The following is a 20,752-nucleotide window of genomic DNA, read 5'->3' on the forward strand; positions in this document are numbered from 1 at the left end:
GCAAATCCTCCACGAATTTTGTTTTGTTCAAGTGGAGAAAGAATTTCTGCATTCAGAAAGTCTTTAGGATTAAACTTTTTAGACATAATCTAAAGGTTTTAGTTGAACATTCGTATCCTAGTTTTAAGTCATCAACACCTCACTCGGACTACTCTTGCAAAAGTATTTTAATATGTCCGCTCCATTTCTTCTTGGTTTTTGTTTTCCCTTTTACTGGAGCTAAACTTTTTTCCGAAACTATACACCACAGATAACCTCACATACCGTTGGTCATAATAATTTCTAAAGGAAGTTTTTATATCATTGGAATAGGTCGTATAGGTTACCCTACTCGAACTGAATATGTCATTAACGTATAAACTCAATGTTAGTTTTTTGTCCAACAACAACCATTTAATTGAGGCGTTTAATTGATTGGAACTGGTATTCCGGTACAAATTAGCAACACCACGAAATTGATAAAAGAAATATACGTTGAAAAACAACGTTTTATCAGAATTTAGGGTAAAGTCATTAGACACATCTAGTAAAGCGCTCCAACCGTCTAATTCTTGTAAGGCTTCAGGGATTTTACTATTTGTGGAAAAATAGGAAACATTTGAAGAAGCCGCTAAATCCCACCAACTAAAAAGCTTAAAATTAATTGATTGGTAAAACCCTATTATGGTATTTTTCATATAATTTTCCGGAAATACACGTTGTATGTTGGTGACTTCGTCTAAGAAAATCACTTCTCCATAGAGGTCATTTGCATGAGAATAATAGATGTTAGCTATCCATTTGTTTTTATAAGCATATTCCAATTCAATATTATCAATAAAAGCAGGCTGCAAATAGGGATTCCCTTCGGCATAAGAATAGGGGGAAAATATCCTGACAAATGGATTTAGAAATTGATAATTTGGTCTGCTTATTCTTCTTCCGTAATGAAGACTCAATGAGTTTTTGTTATTTATGGTGTAGGCAAGATAGGCTGTGGGAAACAGTTTTGTGTATGCGTTTTTATTGGTTTGGTTAAGCGTTGTGGAGTATCCTTTGGTCTGGGTGTTTTCCATTCGCAACCCTGCCTTTCCTTCCCATTTATCCGAAAATCGCTTTTGAATACTAAAATACAGTGATTGGGTATTTTCTTTATAATCAAATAAGTTGCTAAGGTTCGGGTCTAAAATTTCTTCATTACTTACATATTCGTATGTATTAAATAGGTTGTCCGTTTTGATAAAAGACATTTTTCCTCCATAATTTAATGTCGCCCAACGGGTAGGATGTTCCATATCCAGATTTACAGAGTAGTTTTGAACATCCTGAATCCCAAAATTTCTAGCTTCTACAAAACTGTTTGGAGTAGGTTCATGGTTTGGGTAAAGGGTTTGGGTGTTAAACTTTCGGTTTGCCTGAAAATTGTAGTCAAAGAAATCAAAATCCAGGGATAATTTTTTTCCGATCGTGTCTATTTTATAAATGAAATGGTAATTCAAACTGTGTACGTTATTCTTGTATTCATTTCTTGCAGGTGTATTGATCGTGGAATCCAAAGCGTTGGATGTGGCACTATAGATTTTTGCAACAATATCGTCTTTCACCAATGATTGACTATTGACGTATTTATAATCGAATCCCGTCGATAATTTTCCGTTTATTTTGTATTCAATGCCTAGCCCTGCTGACAAAGAACTTCTATAATCCCTGCGATTATTTACTTCATCCCATGTAAGATTGGGATAAAACACCTTATTAGACTCTACCGGAGCTGTCGAACCATTGGTATAGTTGACATTGCTCATTAATTGAAATTTGCCTTTTTGAAAATTCAGGTTTCCCCCGATATTTCCGGTAGCGTAAGTAGCTTGAGTATAGCCACTCCTTAACGAAGCATTCCAAGCGTCAGTAGAGGCTTTTTTGGTTACAATATTGATTAGCCCGCTATTACCATCTGCACTGTATTTTGCAGGCGGATTACTAATAACTTCAATACGTAGTATATCTTCTGTATTGAGTGATTTTAAAAAATTAGCCAAATCTTCGCCCGAAAGTTGTACTATTCTATCGTCAATCATTACCATTAGATTTCCTTTACCAATCATTGAAATTTCATCGTTTTCAACTTTTATTCTGGGCGTAACTTTTAAGGCATCCATAGCATTGCCTCCTGTTGCTGCAGTACTTTGTCCTACATTAAAAACCAATCTGTCTACTTTTCGTTCAATCAATGGTTTTTCGGCAGTAATTACTATTTCTCCAAGTTCATTGTCTTGAGCTTGAAGAACAATAATTCCCAAATCAATATTCTCTGTGAGGGTTATGGAGTTTTCCCAATTTCGATACCCAAGAAAACTAATGGCTATTTTGTATTCGCCATGTTGGGCAGTTAGTTTAAAACTTCCGTCATCTTCTGATATCGTTCCCGTAACCATTTTTCCGCTGTTGTCGGTCAGGATTATATTGGCATAGGGAATTCCACTATCGCTATCTTTTACAACACCTGTAACGTTATATTGACTGTGTGAAAAGTTGTAGGTTAAGAGAAAAAATACCATTAGAAAACGGAAATTCATAGATTATGAAATAACAATATTCTCAAAGGTATTAGTTTGAATTATTCAATGCACTAGCCAAAAGTATAGTTTTTACTTTTTTCTATTTGGTGCGTAAAAAGCAAATTTGGAATCAAATGTTTGTGTTTCGTATAGAAATCGATAAGGCCTGAAAAGGACATCTTAATTGGTATGGTTTCAGAACCAAGATAGTTTATAGGTTTACCCATCACTTGGGCTCTGATTCCTAAAGCCAAGAGAACCCGAAACAGTTTTTTGTCACATTCGGCATAAGCTGTTGCATTAGGGTTTTGACATACCGGATGTATGGCACATGCCATCAGTTTTTTTAAAAGATGAATATCCTTAACACTTTGGCTTATGGCAAATCTTCCAATATGCCAAACAAGATTATTAGGAAAATCAACGTTTAAGCTAAATAATTTTTGCACAGGCAACAAATCAAACCCATTCCATTTCAGTACTCTAATCGAGCCAATTAAATGACCATTGGAATCTTTTGCTACATAAATTTTTGAGTTTTCGAAATGATTTATTTCGTCTTGCAGCATAGAGTCAATTTCAGTTTCGTATGTCAAAGGGTAAGCTCCGTTTAAATGGTGTTTAAAGTTCTCGGTTACCACAAACTTGGCTAAGTCGGGTAATTCAAGAAAAGGTAACCTTTCCAACTTATAATAATCGTGTATCATATTCCTTTTTTACCGAAAGTTATGACGTAAAACAATGACGTGTCTTTTACAAAAGGATAGTTTTCCAGTAAGGTACAAAATTGATTTTCAAAAAAATAACCCAATTGAAAATTGATTATATTTGAAAGGAAACCAAAATTTCTCCTACTTATGGCTAATATTAAAGATTTCTTTTCCTACAAAAATTCCGTAGGAAAAATAACGAATAATGAGCAAAGGCAGGTAACTGACTATTTGGAAGCTGTGAAAGCATTTGCCCGAACTACTTACAAAAGCATCTACATAATTGATTATCAAAAACAAGGTTTTGAATACGTTTCAGACAATCCTTTGTTTTTATGTGGTCATACTGCGGAAGAAGTAAAGAATATGGGGTATGCCTATTATTTTAATTATGTCATCCCACAGGATTTAGATTTATTACTAAAAATCAACACTATAGGATTTGATTTTTTCGAAAAAATCCCTGTTACTGAAAGGAAAGAATATACGATTTCGTATGATTTCCATATAAAAAATCAAGAAGGTAAAACCATTTTGCTAAACCAAAAGCTAACGCCATTGTACTTAACCACGGAGGGCAAAATATGGAAAGCTCTATGTTTGGTCTCCTTGTCAAACGAAAAGGAGGCTGGAAACATTAAGATATACCGAAAAGGGAATAAACAAGCTTATCTGTATAACTTGGATGGGAATTTTTGGAAAGTTGATGAACCAATAAAAATATCGGAAAGAGAAAAGGAAATCTTGCAATTATCGGCAAGAGGCTTTACCATTCAACAAATAGCGGATACGCTTTTTATATCTGCCGGAACAGTAAAATTTCATCGTAAAAAATTATTTGAAAAAATGGATGTAACCAACATTTCAGAAGCTATTTTGAGCGCGACTAACAACAAACTTATTTAAGAATATAAGGACGAAAAATAGAACTCAGGGAAATTCTTGACTTCTTTATTGAGTGCCAAATCATACAAAAGTTGAGTACACATAGAGGCTACAAACCAAGAGGCTATAGATAATTGTGGTGGTGGTAAAGGCTCTTGTTCATTACTATATTTTTCTAAAACTTCGTCCAACCACTTTTGTGGTTTGTTCCAAAACTTCAAGTATTCCGAAACATATCTCACTACGTTAAGCTCATTAAAAGGTTCATTGTGTTTGGCAATCCCCGAAAGAGGCATTCCGTTTGGGGTTATTACCAAAGCCAATCCTGCCCAACCCAAATTATAAGGGTGTATTACGGGAATGTTTAGTTTTCGGCAAACATTATCAAATTCTAAGGGTATGGTTGACGTAAAATCCAAAGCGTTAATCGCTATTTTGTGGTCTTTTACCAGATCTTCAACGTTTTCTTTATCTAGAAAACAATCGTGAACAGTAATTGTGGCTTTTTCGTTGATGGATTTCAAGCGCGCTTTTAAAGCGGTTACTTTGCTGATATCAAGGTTATTTTCGGTATAGTTTTGCCTATTCAGGTTTGAGAGTTCCACCTGGTCACCATCAACGAGGGTAATATGTTCAAATCCCAATCGCAAGGCACATTCGGCGATTACGCTTCCTATTCCGCATCCCCCCAAAAACACAGGGCAATTTTTTATGATTTCCTGTTCGCTCTTTTTAATGTATATTCTGTTTCTATTGTATCTATTGTTCATCGCAGATGTTCTTTTAGATGAAAATAATAGAAATTCAAATAAAGTATATTAAACTAAAGTATAGTTGTTTTTTGCTCTGTTAAAGTAGACTTTATCATTAGTTAATTTTACTCTTTCCCCTAATTTTTATTTGTCAACTTGTTCGGGTCAAAATCATACATAAATTCATTCAGTTGTCCATTTGAGCTTTCCAGTCCGACAAACCCCATTAATTCTTCAATGTAGGTACAAACTTTGTCTTTTGTGTCCAGCTCCAAATAACGTCTGAAAACCTTGAAAGTCCGATTTCAATTTTCTCCTGATATTTTTCGTTAGTCGGATTTTCAGATTCTGCTGCACGTTTAAAGTCATACGCAATACTATTAATTGTATCCGTAAAAATGGGTCGCATTTTTTCGTCAGCAATTCCCGGATAATAATTTTCATTGTATCTATTGTTTAAGGTTTAAGCAAAGGAATGGTTCAAATTATTTTCTCATCCTCAAAATAGTCTTTTCCCTTCTTTATCGATAAAAAACCAATTACCCTCTTTCTTGACCAGTGCTGCACCGTCACTGAAGGGATAAACATCTTCAAATTTTTCGGGAAATATTTCCTTTCCTGTGAGGTCTAAAAACTGCCATTGTCCGTCCTGTAGTACGTTCAAAATCCCTTCTCCTATGCCGATCACATCATAAATAGGTGGAATTATTTCTTTTCCGGAAGTATCTATACAACCCCATTTTGACCCGGAACTTAAACAGACTCTTGCAACCCCATTCCAAAAGTCATATACATTGCTATATTTAAAAGAAATGACTTCTTTGCCTGTAGTATCAATAAAACCATATTTTCCGTTTCGTTTTACTGCTGCTAACCCACATCTGAAATTCGGATAGCCATCGTATTGCAACGGAATAACTTCTTTTCCTTGCTTATTGACGAAACCGTACTTATCATTTATTTCAACAAGTGCTAAACCTTCTCTGAAATAATATCCGATATCATATAAAGGTTCGATGACAATTCTTCCTTGTTTGTCTATATAACCAACCTTTCCGGATATTGTAACAGGGGCCAATCCCTCAATAAAAGAAGATGCAGATTCTACATTTTTAAGAGCTGTTTTTTTGTTATTCATTTTATCAATGATAAACCACTGTTCATTCTCCTTTACAGTGGTTACATCGTCTTCAAAGTCTGAAGCTGCTTCATATTGCAGGGGAATCACTTCTTTTCCCGTAGTATCGATAAAACCCCACTTTCGGTCTAATTTGACCATTGCATATCCATTCTGAAAGTCCGTAATAAAATCATATTTTATTGCTGTAATTTCTTTTCCTGAACGATTGATCACTCCGTATTTTTCATTGTATCCGGGTTGATCATGGAGTACTACTTTAGAAAATCCGTTTTTGAAATCATAAGCAACATCGTACTTACATGCAATGACCTCCCTTCCTCTTTTGTCGATAAATCCCTTTTTTTTATTTTTTGTTACGGTCGCTAAACCTTCTTTGTAAGAATCAACATATTGATAGGCATCCAAAATATTTTCTGTATTCTGCTGTACCTGTGTGCTACCTGAATTAGATAAAGTTTCAGTCTTTTGCGCGTAATTACAGTTTGTAAATATAATTCCGCAAATGAGGATAGTGATACTCTTCATGGTTATTTTAGTTCGCCTCCATTTCATATAAACTCTACGATTTTTATTTGATGTTGTGGGAGTTTAATCACTTCAAATGTCATTGTCTGTTAAATAAGTCAGATGCTCTAATTAAAACTGTCTGCTAAATGGAAGAATATCAGTTTTTCATCTTTACCCAAAAAATTATTTTATTCGATTACACCCGACAATTTATACACTTTATCAGACACTATCTTTATGTATTTCCCGATTTAATTTGTCTGCCGTAGCGAACACACAATTTCCTAATCTAATTAATTCAGTATTGGCAAAGTCCTCTTCACTTTTTTCAATCCGATGTCCGTTTATCTGGCAGATTACTAAATCAGTAAAACTTCCCATTCCTCCTCGCATCTTTTTTAGTGCTTCAAGTCCGCGAATATCACCGTTATCAATCATTTTTTGCGTTTGAGAAAATATAGATGCCCAATTTTCCTCATCATATTTTTTTAAATGAGTAATCAAATGCTCAAGTTCATCAATCAGTTTATCTTGTAACTCTGTCATTTGTAAATTGTGACCCATCACTTTACCCATTTTTTTAAATCAATTTTCGTCTTTTCCAAGTCATCACAACTTAAAATAGGAATAAGTTGATTTATCTGTTCGATAGGCAAATCCCACCATTTCACTTTGAGTAGTAAAGAGATTAACTCATCATCAAACCTTTTTCTAATCAATCGTGCCGGATTTCCTGCAACTATAGAATATGGTTCAATATTACTTCCGACAACGCTATTTGCACCGATAATAACTCCATCTCCGATATGCACTCCCGGCAAAATGGTTGTATTTTGTCCGATCCATACGTCGTTCCCGATTACAGTATCTCCTTTTACAGACATCTTCTCTATAGGAGGAATAGACTGTTCCCATCCTTCAAAAATATAAAAAGGAAATGTCGAGGCTGCATTCATCTGATGATTTGCCCCATTCATGATAATTTCAATACCGGCAGCGATTTGACAAAATTTTCCTACTATCAGTTTATCTCCATAAAAGTCATAATGGTGTGTAACGTGCTTTTCAAAGTCGATGTCACTGAAATAAGTAAAATCCCCAACGATAATATTTTTTGATTTAATCGTTGGTTTCACATACGTAACTGTCTTGAAATTTGGAACAGGAAAAATGGTATCTGGATTTGGTTTTTGTATCATGCTTATTTTCTGAATTACAGTCTATTTACAATTCCGAACAACGATTCACGCATGATTTCGTTGTATAGTTGAGCAACTAAGTTACTGAATTACATGCATTGTTGCGGGTAGTCAATTTTTAATCTTTCTTCCTTTTCTGGTTTTTCTAAATGTCCGAGTGGCTTTGATATATATTGAAAAATGGTATTAGATTCTCTTTCCTTAATCTCGTTTATAGATTTTTGTCGTTTTTGGTCAGACTCAAATCTCATTAACATATACTCCACCGATTCATTGTCAAATATTGTTTGTTCAGCTATTGCGTGGTCAAAAAGTATCCTTGCAATAACCATCCAGGTCCGTCCCGATTTTTCAGAGATCAGTTTTGTATCTTTCAAGAGTCCGTTTTCTGAATGTTGCAATTCAAGGATTATTCCTATACTGGTTATAGTAAAACTATCTTTCGTTATTGCCTTTGCGTCACTCATTTTTAATTATCCTTAATGTGTTTATTCATCATCCGTCACGACCTTTTCCAAAGGGGGAATATTCACTTGACAATAAAGATAAAACCTTCCCGTACGCTTACTTTACTCAACTACCTGCGAATGATACAAGCCAATGTTACCGGTAAGTCGGAAAATCTCGAAGAATACCTCTACCCGATTGTACAGATTGTCCAGATGCGTCAGACGGGCATTGATGTAGCTGTTTCTGAGGGTTTGGAGTTCTATGGAGTTGATCGTTCCCAAACGCAGGCGTTCCTGCCCGATTTCCCATACACGTCCTGCGTATTCGATGTTTTGCGATGATACGGCAACCAGACGATTCCGGGCTTCAAACATTTCCAACAAACCTTCCATACTGTTCATGAGCGAATTTTTCATTTCATCATAATTCAACTGGCTGATCTCTTCCTGAATTTTTGAAACTTCTACAGCCCGTTTTGATTTCCAGTTATTAAAAATATTGTAGCGCAGGGTCAAATTGGCAGAATACATAAGCGTCTGTGTTTCTGCTTCAAACAAATCATTTTTCACCTCCCGAATCCACGAAAAACCAGGTTGAATTCCTCCCTGAAAGGTCAACGTCGGAAATAAAAAAGATCGCTGGTATTTGGTCTGAATTTCTGATAACCGGATATTAATCATCTGGTTTTTCAGGTTGTTATTATTCTCAACCAGTTGGCGTTTTGCTTCAATTCCGTTAATCTCTGGAAGAATGAACTCCAACTGATCCGTTGGGTTCAACAGGCTGTCCAGTGGTAAATTCATTAACAGGTTCAAATTCCGCAATGCGTTTCTGTACGAAATTTCCTGCATTAACAAATTGGTTGAATCGGAAAGGTACTGGTTCTTAAATTGCATCAACTCTAACGAACTGGCTCCTGCGTATTCTTCTTTCAGTTCATAGTATTTCACCTGCTCCCTGGAAAAAGCGGTCAGTTCACGGAGCAACTCCAGTCGCTCCTTGTGCATTACTGCCGAATAATATCCTTTGATAATGTCGGACACTGTCGTTTCAATAATAACTGTCGCATTTCCTTTTGACTGTTCTTCCAATTGCTCTAATCGTCTTTTGGACATGATGACCCCCATCCCTGAAAAAATATTCCAGTCCAGACTCAGTGCCGGTTGTAAACTTTGCGATAGAATCATTCCCGGAGTAAAAGTAAAAGGATTCTTTGTGTTGTCTTGTAAACCATTGGCCGAAGTAAGACTCACCGACAGGGTCGGAAATGCGCCTGCTTCTGACCAGGTATTATTCTTCTCTGCTATTTCATTATTCTTGTCGGCTATCCGGATCTGAAAATTGCGTTCCAGTGCAAGTTCAATAGCTTCTCTGACGGTAATCTCATTTTGTGCATTACCACCAACTGCAATCAGAACAGCAGCAAAGACTAAATAGAATTTAATTTGTGCTTTCAACTTCATGAATTTTTTTCTGAATTTTTGTACTTGTCTCCACTTCTGCATGAGAAGGTTTTTTCCCGGTCCAAAGCCATGTAAAGAATCGCTTGACATCATTTCCAAAGAGCAATGCCGACGGGAAAAACAGTAAGATCATAATGGTTCCGAAAAGAACACCAAAAGCAATGGAGACCGCCATGGGAATAAGAAACTGCGCCTGCATGGATTTTTCGGCGATCAAAGGAAGTAAACCTGCCACCGTTGTCACAGTCGTCAGTAAAATCGGACGGAAACGGGAACGGGAAGCTTCGACCGCTGCTTCAAAAGAAGAATATCCTTCCCGGATCAGGTCATTATAACGATCCAGGAACACAACAGCATCATTTACCAGTACACCAATCAGGGCTATCATCCCAAAAACACTTAATAAAGAAACTGGAATCCCTACAATACCGTGTCCTAAAATGGCACCTGCCAATCCGGCCGGTAAAACAAGTATAATCAGCAATCCCTGATACAACGACTGGAAATGGAGTGTAATAATTGTTATCATTACCACCAGTACAATCAACGTCATGTACTGCATTGAATTACTCGTTTTTTCGCTTCGTTCTGCCTGTCCCAGATGAAATACTTCCACATCGGGAAACATACTTTGTAATTTGGGAATAATCTCCTTACTTATCTTCCCGTTTACATCCGCTGTCTTGTCCGGGTCGATCACATCGGCCTCAACCTCTACCTGTCTCTTTCCATCACGTCGTTTCAAACTCTCATACCCATTTCCTATGGTGAAATCAGCTAACTCGTGCAACGGCACTTCCGCACCGGAAGCTGTTTTGATCCGCATATTCTGAAGATGCGCCACAGTGTTCCGATCTTCTCTCGGATAACGCACCCAGACTTTTACCTCATCCGTACCAATGATGACACGCTGTGCTTCTGCTCCGAAAAAACCTTGCCGGACCTGTCGCAGCACTTCTGCTTCACCAATGTTATACATATCTGCCTGCGGACGCATATTGAGATAGATCTCATTTTTTCCGGGAGGCATATTGTCAACCACGTTTTTTGTCTGATCCAGTAATGCAATCTCATTTTTGAAAAACAGACGTGCCTGATCCAACGAGGTGTTGTTAGCTGAGGAAAGTCCGAATTCAACCGGTTTTCCCCATCGGTTCATCCCGATTACAACAAAATCACTTGCCAGTTTCGCTTCTTTTCGTTCTTCCATGCGTTTCAGCACCCGGTTCATAAATTCCCCCACAGATGCTTTTTTATCTTCGGCATCACAAAAAACCATCACGGATCCTGTGTGCATCCCTACCTGACCCAGCTGACCGGCAGCTCCGACATTACTGGAATAATAAGACAACAATGTGTCTCCTGTTTCATCAATCAATCGCTGGTTCTCTTCCTTTACAACTTCCGTGGCAACGGTAATAAAGTCTTCCACAGAACGTTTATTTTCACCCGGCTGATACGCTACTTCAACGAAAAACATATCCGGTTCAATATTGGGAAAGAAAGTTGCACCGATCTTACCGGAAATAAGACTCCCAAGTGTAAAAACAATAAATACTAACGGGACAAAAACTACGATCCGGTAGCTCCACTTTTTATTCGCAAACCGTAGTATATCTTCTAAAACTTTATCCCGGATATACGCAATGAATCTATCAGCTCCTTTACGTACGTGATGCTCTACCGGAGAAGCCGAAAAACCGGTAAAGATCATCGCTCCGCCCACAACCAGTAATGAAAAAGGGAATAAAGCCGCCATAAACGACGAGACATAGTCCCCGAACATACGAGTAGCAACAAAAATAAGTCCTATACCTACGACAGTGAAGAGTACCCCCTGCCAGGTCTTCAGTCTATGGTTTTTCTCTTCGGATAAAATAGATTTACTGGATAGATGGGAAGGAAGAATGAAGAATGCTTCAAATAACGAAAATAAGAGACAGGCGATAACTACTACAGCCATTTCCCGCATCATTTCCATTCCCTCAATGAATAACAGCATCGAGAAAGCAACCATTGTCGTAATAACAGAGGTAAAAACAGACGGTAATACTTCCATAGTTCCGTCCAAAGCCGCTCTTGGGGCACTTTTCCCCCGTTCAAAATGGGTGTAGATGTTTTCCGCAATTACAATTCCATCATCAACCAGAATCCCGACAACGAGAATCATACCGAACAGGGAAATCATATTAATGGACATTCCGTACCAATACCCGATAATAAACATCCCCAGAAAGGAGAAAGGAATTCCGAAGGCTACCCAGGCAGACAGTTTCAGGTTCAAAAACAAACCAAGAGCCACCAGTACGAGGATTAACCCGAAAATTCCATTTTCACTCAACAAATCGATCCGTGCCGAAAGCATTTCACTGAATTCGTAAAAAATCTGAAAATGATAATCCGGATTGGTTTCGTTAAACGTTTTCTGAAACGCTTTTACTGCTTCTGCGATTTCGGTCAGACTCTCATCCGTTGTTTTATCAATATTTAAGACAATGGCCGGTTGCCCGTTAAATTTAGCCAATTCAGAATCTTCTGAAAACTGATACGAAACATCTGCCACATCCCGTAAAAACACGGTTTCGCCGGTTAGTGAAGTCCGAACAATAATTTTGCCAATCTCTGCGGGCTTCGTTGTTCTGTTTTCACTCCTAATAATCAAATCTTTGTCTGTCCCCCTAATCTGTCCTGCAGTTATATCAATATTTTTTGTCGAAATAGCCAGAGAGATCTGTTCAAACGTTAATCCGTAACGCAATAAGTCATTTTCACGAACATTTACAGTGATTTCCGCTGTGGGAAAACCTGTTTTCTCTATTTGCGTGATTACTTTGGTATCCAATAAATCATTTTCGACCTGTATCGCTTTATCCCGGAGTTGCATCAACGGCATGTCCGGTGACTTGGCACTAATACCAACAATAGCAACACGACTGGACATCCCACCGGTTTTCAAACGGGTGATTACCGGTTTTTCAGCTCCCTGCGGAAATGAGTTGATCGAGTTTACAGCATTCTCTACATCAGAGAGCAATTCATCCATATCAGCATCCTGTTCTGCCGAAATAGTAATGGAAGCTACATTTTCCGAAGAAGTACTATTAATGTGCTCAATATCTTTCAGCCCTTTAATAGCTTGTTCGACCTTAATAGTAATACCCTCTTCCATCTCCAGAGGTGAAGCCCCTGGGTACATGACATTAACAGTAATGGTTTTCGGATCCAACTCAGGAAAAAAAGAACTGCTGTATATGTTCAGCGTATACAAACCAAACAACATCGTTATAACGATAAACGCATTGGTCCATATCGGACGTTTAATAAAAAACTGAACTAAATTCTTCATTCCTTACATTTTTTTTATTCCAACAATGCGCATTGAATCCGGAACATTAGCTACCTGATCAGTAATGACAAAATCACCGTTTTTTAATCCTGCTACAAGAAGTGTATCCGGAATAGAAGCCAACACCTGAACCGGAACCGATACGATAGCACTATCTTTTATTATGTTCACCGTATTGTCCTTAACACACAAAAACGGTACGGCCATTGCTTCTGCTATCGATTCTTTGTTCATCTTCGCATTTACGTACATTCCGTTGTAAATCTTTTTTCCCGGTAAAGGTTCAATGCTGAAGTAGGCATCAACAGATTGCGTATTCTGGTTAATCACATTAGAGATACGACTAAGTCGTCCCATACCGATCTGCTCTCCTGAAGCATCCGTTACGTCAATTGTCCCTTTTGCTTCAAAGAAGGTGATATCCTTTAACATTATTGGGATTTTCACTTCATAATCTCCGGTTTTTATAATGGATGCCACAGGTGTACCCGGATTGACAATCGCCCCCGGCTCTGCTGCTACTTCTGTAATGGTTCCATCAAAGGGAGCAACAAAAAAATACTTTTCAAGCCTTAGTTCCTGACTACGAATCGTATTAAACTCAGCGACAATATTTCGCGTAGTAAAAAAAAGTTCTTCCTTTTTTGAATTAAACTTTGGAAGCGGTGGCAGATACCCATCAATGGAAATTGCATTCATGAACTTTGCCCACTTGCCCACTTCCTCCGGATAATCCAGTTTAACATCCGCCATTACATTCGCTAACAAGGTGAGAAATGAACTTTTTCGGGCACTCAAAGTAAAAACGGCTTCACTATTATCAACAGTAACAAGTATCTGCCCTCGCCGAAAACGAACTCCGGGTTTCAATCGTACTTCCCCTTTTTTCAGTCTTCCCGAAACTTCAAAAGCCAGATCAATTTGCAGGTTTGAGTTGATTTGTCCGTAAGCTTCTATAGAAAAGCTTCGGACTTTATTATTTACCTCCATAACGGGCAGATATACAATGCTCGAAGCAGTAGCTTTTTTGCTTTCGGTTTTCTCTCCTGAATTTACCCGAAAAAAGATCAGGCCCAATACAACAAGAATACTTCCTATGATAACGAAATGTCTTGGTTTCATCTAATTACGTTTTGATAAAGCAAATGTAACAATCGGATACTTTTCCTGTTAAAAAATGTGATAAATGGAATCGTCAAAAGATGAATGGAAACGCACCTTCTGTTCCTTACTTTTAGAATTCACCTTCCATCTCCTCTTATATCCTTAGATTTGTTTACACATAAATTCTACCTGATTTTATCCTTACATTTGTAGAAAAAAGCTGTAATACCATGATAAAACAAGTCCCACTGGAAAAGATTAATGAAATGAACGAGGGAACCCTGATGGAGCACCTTGGCATCGTTTTTACAGAAATCGGAGAAAACTATCTTGTCGCTGAAATGCCTGTTGACAAAAGAACTCATCAACCTTTGGGATTACTTCATGGTGGAGCAAGCGCAGCTCTGATCGAGTCTGTTGGTTCACTGGGTTCCGCATTAATTCTAGATCTAAAAAAAGAAGCTCCGGTAGGTATTGAGATCAACGCTAATCATCTGAAAGGAATGAAAAGCGGAACGGTCGTTGCCCGCGCAGAGATCATGCACAAAGGCGCTAAAACTCATGTATGGAATGCTGTCCTGACAGAGAAAGGAACAGGAAAAACAGTTTGTATCGGACGCCTTACTGTGATGGTTGTGCCCGCGGGAAGTTAATCTTACCTTCGATTCCCAAACTGATAATACCACTCGAATTTTATCCAGAGATTTTGACTTACCCCTCCGGTGGTCAGCCAGTCTCCCAAACGATAGTCTACTCCAAATTCCAGTTTATTGGAGTCCGAAAAGTAATACCCCAAATTTGTTGTCAATCGTCCTTCCAGATTATACCTACCAGTCTGCAGAGACTGAAGTAATTCTCCTCCCGGTTTCAGATACCATTCTTTCTGATCCAGTTCATATCCTTCTAACGCAATCTCTCCAGTAAGCCGATAGCGGAGCCGAAAAACCGACCGCTCAACAGAAGACATTGTATGATCCATACTCAATCGATGTCCCAAACGTACCCCCCTATACTTTCTAACCATAGAAAACTGGACAATAAAACGATGATACAATTCACCGGAACGGTAACGCAACAAATATCCGCCCGCTACTGTAGACGTAACTCCTGTTTTCCGGGACACCATAACAGAAAGATCCGATAATTCATACGCTGGAGAGAAAGCAGACGGACTCCCCTCCCAGATAGCAAGCCGGTTCTCTGACTTTAGATTTAAGCGCCAGTTAGTATTCACCTTATAATTAAGATTAATTACAGGTAAAACTCCTGATTCCAGAGCGATCTGACTCTTCCCAACCAAAACAACTGAGCAGAAAAGCAATACCAAACAAAGCCCCCGTTTCATATCAGTAATCCAGAATATCAGTATTGCGAGACACAATAACAGCGTACCCTTCCAACTCACCATTTGCCGAAAAAAGGAACTCATACTCCGAGGACGACACTCCTTTTTTCTTCACTCTTGCTACTATTTCAAACTTCGTATCCAGATCAACCGGAAGTCTATTCTGTCCAATTTTCAAAGCAACTTCAGAACAGTCCCCCGAATACTGCACCTGAATTTTACGAATCCTGATTTTATCATATCTTATATTCAATAGCTTTTTAATAGCCGTACTGATACTGTCCGGAATTTCACTCAGTCTCACCTCCACTTCAGCATCCAAAAACGTACCCTCGCTCGTAAATTCCACACTGGTAAAATGACCGTTGATCTTACCTTTAAATTCAAAGTGCTGCCCCGCCTCATTCTCTTCAACCAACCATTTCCCCGACTGAATACAAGAAAAATAACCCAGACAAGTAATCGCATTATCCGGCACCTTTTCTTTTGCCACCGGGTATTCTTTCTCGACTTTCTTATGTTGCGCCTGCAAACCGACCGAGCTAAAAAAGCAGAGAAAAACAAAAAGCCACCTCATTCTTTCTTCTTTTCAGACAAAAATGCCACATATCTATCCTCAAACCATCGTATTCATAAGAAGTTAATAGAAGTTTAATTGCCTCTTCATACACGAAGTTTGCATAATTCAAAACATTATCGTAATATTGCAATATTAAAATGAATCAAAAATGGGAATAACAAAGTCAGCCTCCTTTTCGAACGAACAGAATGAGACTGCTCTGCTTTTCAAAGCACTAGGACATCCTGCCAGAATTGCCATCATAGAATATCTTCTGCAAGCCAAGAGTTGTATTTGTGGTGATATTGTTGATCAACTCCCTCTGGCTCAAGCAACAATCTCCCAACATCTGAAAGAATTGAAAAATGCAGGCATTATCAAAGGAAGTATCGAAGGTAACTCGATATGTTATTGTCTTGACCTTACCACTTTTGATAAACTATCAGCATTGATAAATGATATGACTGACCAAATCCGGACAACTAATTCTACCTGTTGTTAATCTTAAATAAAACACGATGAAATTATCAGAAATAAAAACAGCCTTACACAACCTTGATCAGGTACGTTTCGTACTACCTGACAGTAATTTAGTTCCCATTCACTTTCATATAACTGAAATAGGAGCCATCACCCGACATTTTATTGACTGCGGAGGAACCGAACGCATCGAAAAGGTGATCAATTTCCAATTATGGGAAGCAAACGATTTTGATCATCGACTTGCACCGCAGAAGCTACTGCAAATCATTTCCCTATCTGAGGAAAAGCTTCATTTGGACGATCTGGAAGTAGAAGTCGAATACCAGTCAGGGACCATTGGGAAATATGCTCTTTCGTTCGATGGTGAATCGTTCCGGTTGCAAAACACTCAGACAGCGTGTTTAGCCGAAGACAAATGTGGTATCCCTCAGGAAAAACCACGAATTAAAATGAGTGACTTAACATCTGGCGAAGGAACATCCTGTACTCCGGGAGGAAATTGCTGTTAATTCAACTTCTGAAATATGGGATTTTTTGAACGGTATCTTACTGTCTGGGTACTCATTTGCATTATTGCCGGAATCGGATTAGGACACGTACTGGGAGACTCCGTACAAGTTTTGAGTAGTTGGAACATCTCTACCGTTAACATTCCTGTAGCCATCCTCGTCTGGTTTATGATCTACCCCATGATGGTTCAAATAGATTTCTCCAGTCTTCGCTTCATCTCAAAAAACAGCAAAGGACTAACACTGACAGTTATTATCAACTGGCTGGTTAAACCTTTTACAATGGCATTTTTTGCCTGGCTGTTTTTTTATCACATTTATGAAGCCTGGCTTTCTCCCGAAGAAGCTGAACAATACCTTGCCGGAGCAATTCTGCTGGGAGCAGCCCCTTGTACCGCCATGGTATTCGTCTGGTCTTACCTCACTAAAGGAGATCCCAACTACACACTGGTTCAGGTATCCGTGAACGACTTGATCCTTCTGGTTCTGTTTATCCCGATAGTAGGAGGACTGTTTAGCCTATTTGGCATTGAGACTGTCGGAAACCAATCGGAAATAGGAATTCCTTTTCAAGCACTTTTCACGTCTGTTGTCACCTTTGTAGTACTCCCCCTTGCTGCCGGATACCTTTCAAACACTCTCTTACTAAAACGAAAAGGGGAAGTCTGGTTTAAGAACACCTTTCTAAAAACACTACGACCCTTATCCATCATTGCTTTATTAACGACCCTTATTCTTTTGTTTGCTTTTCAGGGGACAAAGATCATTGAAAATCCTTTCACAATTTTACTAATCGCAATTCCATTAGCCCTCCAAACTTATGTCATCTTTTTCACGAGCTGGTTTACCGGAAAATACCTCAAACTACCGCATAACATCTGCGCTCCGTCTGCAATGATAGGCGCCAGTAATTTCTTTGAACTCGCTGTTGCAGTAGCTATTGTTTTATTCGGACTGGATTCAGGTGCGTCGCTCACTACAGTAGTAGGTGTACTTATAGAAGTACCCGTTATGCTATCTCTCGTATCACTTGCAAACAAATGGAAATACTAAGTAAAATGCTCTACACATCTCTTCATCATTATTGCCAAGAACTCACCTCTCACTTTTCAGAAATACCGGAAGAACGAACACAAACTCTAAAACATCTTGCTTCACACATTACCAACAAGATGAATCAGGAGCAGGTTACTCACCTTATGTATATTTGTACACATAACTCGCGAAGGAGTTTTTTCGGGCAGGTATGGGCAGCCATAGCAGCTGAATTTTATGGATTTTCATCCATAAAAACATATTCTGCCGGAACAGAAGTCACACAGATCAATCCCACCGCTATCACAACACTACTCAATATCGGCTGTTCTATTTCGGGAGATTTCTCAGGGGACAACCCTGTTTACAAAGTGAAATATACCGACGATTTATCCGTCACATGTTTCTCCAAGACGATCAATCACGAAAACAATCCCAAAAAAGATTTTATCGCAATCATGACCTGCTCAGAAGTCAACGAAAGTTGTCCGGTTGTACTCGGATCAGACCTTCGAATCGCTACTCCTTATGAAGACCCTAAACAATTTGATAAAACCCCCATGGAAAAAGCACAATATGAAATAACATCTAGAAAAATAGCCCTCGAGACACTTTTTACCTTCTCATTGTTAAATACTTAATCTGTTACAATAAATAGTATCCTCCACCCCAAAACAAGTGCACAGAGCACTATTGTCTGAATTTTGATTTAACAAAACCAAAATATATTTTAACAAAAATATGAGAAGTGAGTGGTGAACATTCCGTATTTTTGCAGAGTGAAACCGTCAAGAAACATACAGATTTATTTTTTCTTACTCATGATGTTGTTACTTTGTTTCAACACTACGATAAGCTATTCCCTGAATCTTCAGGGAAATGTGGATGTTGAGTTTTTTGAAGAGGAAAATCCAAATTCCGGGCGGACGAATATTTTTGAAGAAGAGCCACATAAACTTTTTGTTAACTTTTCTATGTCTTGCTTCCAACCTCTTGAAAGCAAACGAAAAAATACCACTTCGTTCCGATACATCTATTCACTTTTTCAGATTGAGGAGAACGTAATTGTTCCTCCTCCCGAACAGACAGCATAATTCTGCCTACCTACACTAAGGTTATTATGTTTTAATGTTCAAAATCAATATGAAAAAGAAATCTATTTTTTCTACCTGGAAGAATGATCTTCCCGCGAGTTTAGTTGTTTACCTTGTCGCCCTGCCTTTATGTCTTGGAGTTGCTTTTGCCTCAACCGATGTTGACGGAGTTGACGGCATGCCCAATATTTTCTCCGGTATCATCGCGGGATTTGTTGGAGGTATTGTTGTCGGAGCCTTAAGTGGCTCGAGACTGGGAGTTTCCGGACCTGCTGCCGGACTCATCACTATTGTAGCCGGAGCTCTCGCTACACTTGGCAGCTTCGAAGGACTTATACTTGCTGTTTTTCTCTCCGGTCTGATCCAGCTTATTGCCGGATACCTTAAACTTGGAGTAATCGGTCATTATTTCCCCTCTTCAGTTATCAAAGGAATGCTGGCAGCTATTGGTTTAACACTTATACTGAAAGAGATTCCACATATCCTCGGATATGACAAAGAACCTATGGGAGACATGGATATCAACCATGCTGACGGACACAATACTTTTTCCGATATCCTCTATGCTTACGAACACTTTACAATGGGAGCTGTTACCATCGGGCTTCTTTCCCTGGGAATCTTAATCCTGTTCGAGCGCCCGTTTATGAAACGAATTGCTTTATTTAAATATTTACCCGGAGCACTGTTCGTTGTTGTAGCAGGAATTGTTATTAATCAACTTTATGGATGGTACGCGCCGGAGTTACAGCTTACAGGAGAACACCTCGTACTACTACCGGTTGCCACGTCATTTGATGAAGTAATTCACATTTTCAACACACCGGATTTCAGCCTTCTGTCCAATCCTAACGTATACATCATTGCCTTTACCCTCGCTATCGTAGGAAGTCTTGAAAGTTTGTTAAGTGTTGAAGCTACGGACAAACTTGACCCGATGAAAAATGTTACCCCAACGAATCGAGAACTAAAAGCACAAGGAGTCGGTAATATGGTATCCGGACTTATCGGAGGACTTCCTATCACCCAGGTAATCGTTAGGAGTTCTGCCAACATCAACTCTGGTGCCAAATCAAAAGTATCTGCTATCACACATGGTATTATCCTTATTGTCTCGGTATTACTTATACCCGGAGTACTAAACATGATTCCGTTGGCATCTTTGGGAGCCATCCTGCTCATGGTCGGATACAAACTAGCCAAAGTAAGTTTATTCAAAAGCATGTACAAACTGGGGTGGGAACAATTCCTTCCGTTTATCGTTACCATCGGAGTTGTATTAGCCACCGACCTTCTTAAAGGAATTGGTGCAGGTATGATCGTGGCCATTTTCTTTATTCTCAGAAAGAACTACAAAAACGATTACAATCGAAAAGTAATTCAGGAGGGAGAAAAGAAAGTGATACACATCTCCCTGTCTGAAGAGGTAACTTTCCTGAACAAGGGAAGTATCATTCAAACACTTGACAATCTTCCTGAAAACTCAAAAGTTGTGCTTGATGGAAGTAAATGTAGGGATATTAATTACGACGTACTCGAAGCCATTGAGGAATTCAGACAATTCAACGCCCTGGAAAAGAATATTGAACTCTCAACAATAAACATTCCTGTAGTTAAGTTAACAGGACACTAA

General features: G+C 38.6%; 22 protein-coding genes. 8 read left to right on the forward strand and 14 right to left on the reverse strand.

The features are described 5' to 3' along the window. Positions 1 to 167: 167 nt before the first annotated feature. The gene (locus tag AC4PL9_RS07160) at positions 168 to 2,537 is read right to left on the reverse strand and encodes a TonB-dependent receptor (protein WP_491604065.1); all 2,370 of its coding nucleotides are present in this window, start codon (positions 2,535 to 2,537) and stop codon (positions 168 to 170) included. 71 nt (positions 2,538 to 2,608) lie between these two features. Continuing rightward, entirely contained in the window at positions 2,609 to 3,244 is a 636-nt protein-coding gene (locus tag AC4PL9_RS07165) for a hypothetical protein (protein ID WP_491604066.1), read from the reverse strand. Between the two features lie 150 nt (positions 3,245 to 3,394). Here AC4PL9_RS07165 and AC4PL9_RS07170 point away from each other — a divergent pair, with 150 nt between their 5' ends. Beyond that, the gene (locus tag AC4PL9_RS07170; protein ID WP_491604067.1) at positions 3,395 to 4,153 is read left to right on the forward strand and encodes a helix-turn-helix transcriptional regulator; all 759 of its coding nucleotides are present in this window, start codon (positions 3,395 to 3,397) and stop codon (positions 4,151 to 4,153) included. Here the strand turns inward: AC4PL9_RS07170 and AC4PL9_RS07175 are convergent. From AC4PL9_RS07175 to AC4PL9_RS07220, 10 genes are all read right to left on the reverse strand, one after another. Next, positions 4,150 to 4,902 carry a HesA/MoeB/ThiF family protein gene (locus AC4PL9_RS07175; protein WP_491604068.1) on the reverse strand — a complete coding sequence of 251 codons (753 nt, stop codon included), beginning with the start codon at positions 4,900 to 4,902 and terminating at the stop codon, positions 4,150 to 4,152. The genes AC4PL9_RS07170 and AC4PL9_RS07175 overlap by 4 nt on opposite strands. A 119-nt stretch (positions 4,903 to 5,021) precedes the next feature. Further along, on the reverse strand, positions 5,022 to 5,111 hold the full coding sequence (locus AC4PL9_RS07180; RefSeq protein ID WP_491604069.1) for a hypothetical protein: 90 nt from the start codon (positions 5,109 to 5,111) through the stop codon (positions 5,022 to 5,024). After that, on the reverse strand, positions 5,111 to 5,293 hold the full coding sequence (locus AC4PL9_RS07185) for a DUF4844 domain-containing protein (RefSeq protein WP_491604070.1): 183 nt from the start codon (positions 5,291 to 5,293) through the stop codon (positions 5,111 to 5,113). Before AC4PL9_RS07185 ends, AC4PL9_RS07180 begins: the two co-directional genes overlap by 1 nt. Before the next feature lie 90 nt (positions 5,294 to 5,383). After that, entirely contained in the window at positions 5,384 to 6,577 is a 1,194-nt protein-coding gene (locus AC4PL9_RS07190; protein WP_491604071.1) for a WG repeat-containing protein, read from the reverse strand. Between the two features lie 177 nt (positions 6,578 to 6,754). After that, positions 6,755 to 7,108, reverse strand: coding sequence for a DUF6966 domain-containing protein (locus tag AC4PL9_RS07195; RefSeq protein WP_491604072.1), 354 nt, complete (start codon positions 7,106 to 7,108; stop codon positions 6,755 to 6,757). Then, complete coding sequence (locus AC4PL9_RS07200; RefSeq protein ID WP_491604073.1) at positions 7,096 to 7,731, reverse strand: CatB-related O-acetyltransferase; 636 nt, start codon at positions 7,729 to 7,731, stop codon at positions 7,096 to 7,098. Before AC4PL9_RS07200 ends, AC4PL9_RS07195 begins: the two co-directional genes overlap by 13 nt. A gap of 89 nt (positions 7,732 to 7,820) precedes the next feature. Further along, positions 7,821 to 8,198 carry a hypothetical protein gene (locus tag AC4PL9_RS07205; protein WP_491604074.1) on the reverse strand — a complete coding sequence of 126 codons (378 nt, stop codon included), beginning with the start codon at positions 8,196 to 8,198 and terminating at the stop codon, positions 7,821 to 7,823. A 102-nt stretch (positions 8,199 to 8,300) separates the two neighbouring features. After that, positions 8,301 to 9,644 (reverse strand): TolC family protein, encoded by a 1,344-nt coding sequence (locus tag AC4PL9_RS07210; RefSeq protein ID WP_491604075.1) that lies wholly within the window; start codon positions 9,642 to 9,644, stop codon positions 8,301 to 8,303. Next, positions 9,622 to 12,990, reverse strand: a complete 3,369-nt coding sequence (locus AC4PL9_RS07215; protein WP_491604076.1) for an efflux RND transporter permease subunit — start codon at positions 12,988 to 12,990, stop codon at positions 9,622 to 9,624. The genes AC4PL9_RS07210 and AC4PL9_RS07215 overlap by 23 nt, the downstream gene beginning before the upstream one ends. Before the next feature lie 3 nt (positions 12,991 to 12,993). Then, positions 12,994 to 14,112 (reverse strand): efflux RND transporter periplasmic adaptor subunit, encoded by a 1,119-nt coding sequence (locus AC4PL9_RS07220; protein ID WP_491604077.1) that lies wholly within the window; start codon positions 14,110 to 14,112, stop codon positions 12,994 to 12,996. Positions 14,113 to 14,324: 212 nt separating this feature from the next. Between AC4PL9_RS07220 and AC4PL9_RS07225 the strand changes: the two genes are divergently transcribed. Next, complete coding sequence (locus AC4PL9_RS07225; protein ID WP_491604078.1) at positions 14,325 to 14,747, forward strand: hotdog fold thioesterase; 423 nt, start codon at positions 14,325 to 14,327, stop codon at positions 14,745 to 14,747. A 2-nt stretch (positions 14,748 to 14,749) separates the two neighbouring features. On the opposite strand, the gene AC4PL9_RS07230 is transcribed toward AC4PL9_RS07225, so the two are convergent. Both AC4PL9_RS07230 and AC4PL9_RS07235 read right to left on the reverse strand, forming a co-directional pair. Further along, positions 14,750 to 15,439, reverse strand: a complete 690-nt coding sequence (locus AC4PL9_RS07230; protein WP_491604079.1) for a DUF2490 domain-containing protein — start codon at positions 15,437 to 15,439, stop codon at positions 14,750 to 14,752. A 1-nt stretch (position 15,440) separates the two neighbouring features. Beyond that, positions 15,441 to 16,016, reverse strand: a complete 576-nt coding sequence (locus tag AC4PL9_RS07235; protein ID WP_491604080.1) for a hypothetical protein — start codon at positions 16,014 to 16,016, stop codon at positions 15,441 to 15,443. A gap of 151 nt (positions 16,017 to 16,167) precedes the next feature. Here AC4PL9_RS07235 and AC4PL9_RS07240 point away from each other — a divergent pair, with 151 nt between their 5' ends. From AC4PL9_RS07240 to AC4PL9_RS07265, 6 genes are all read left to right on the forward strand, one after another. Further along, entirely contained in the window at positions 16,168 to 16,500 is a 333-nt protein-coding gene (locus AC4PL9_RS07240; RefSeq protein WP_491604081.1) for an ArsR/SmtB family transcription factor, read from the forward strand. Positions 16,501 to 16,516: 16 nt separating this feature from the next. Further along, the gene (locus AC4PL9_RS07245; RefSeq protein ID WP_491604082.1) at positions 16,517 to 16,990 is read left to right on the forward strand and encodes a DUF6428 family protein; all 474 of its coding nucleotides are present in this window, start codon (positions 16,517 to 16,519) and stop codon (positions 16,988 to 16,990) included. A 15-nt stretch (positions 16,991 to 17,005) separates the two neighbouring features. Then, positions 17,006 to 18,043 carry an ACR3 family arsenite efflux transporter gene (gene arsB, locus AC4PL9_RS07250; protein ID WP_491604083.1) on the forward strand — a complete coding sequence of 346 codons (1,038 nt, stop codon included), beginning with the start codon at positions 17,006 to 17,008 and terminating at the stop codon, positions 18,041 to 18,043. After that, complete coding sequence (locus AC4PL9_RS07255) at positions 18,031 to 18,666, forward strand: low molecular weight phosphatase family protein (protein ID WP_491604084.1); 636 nt, start codon at positions 18,031 to 18,033, stop codon at positions 18,664 to 18,666. Before arsB ends, AC4PL9_RS07255 begins: the two co-directional genes overlap by 13 nt. A gap of 180 nt (positions 18,667 to 18,846) precedes the next feature. Then, the gene (locus AC4PL9_RS07260) at positions 18,847 to 19,119 is read left to right on the forward strand and encodes a hypothetical protein (protein WP_491604085.1); all 273 of its coding nucleotides are present in this window, start codon (positions 18,847 to 18,849) and stop codon (positions 19,117 to 19,119) included. Positions 19,120 to 19,168: 49 nt separating this feature from the next. Beyond that, on the forward strand, positions 19,169 to 20,752 hold the full coding sequence (locus AC4PL9_RS07265; protein ID WP_491604086.1) for a SulP family inorganic anion transporter: 1,584 nt from the start codon (positions 19,169 to 19,171) through the stop codon (positions 20,750 to 20,752).

The sequence above is a fragment of the Wandonia sp. genome (assembly GCF_984588085.1).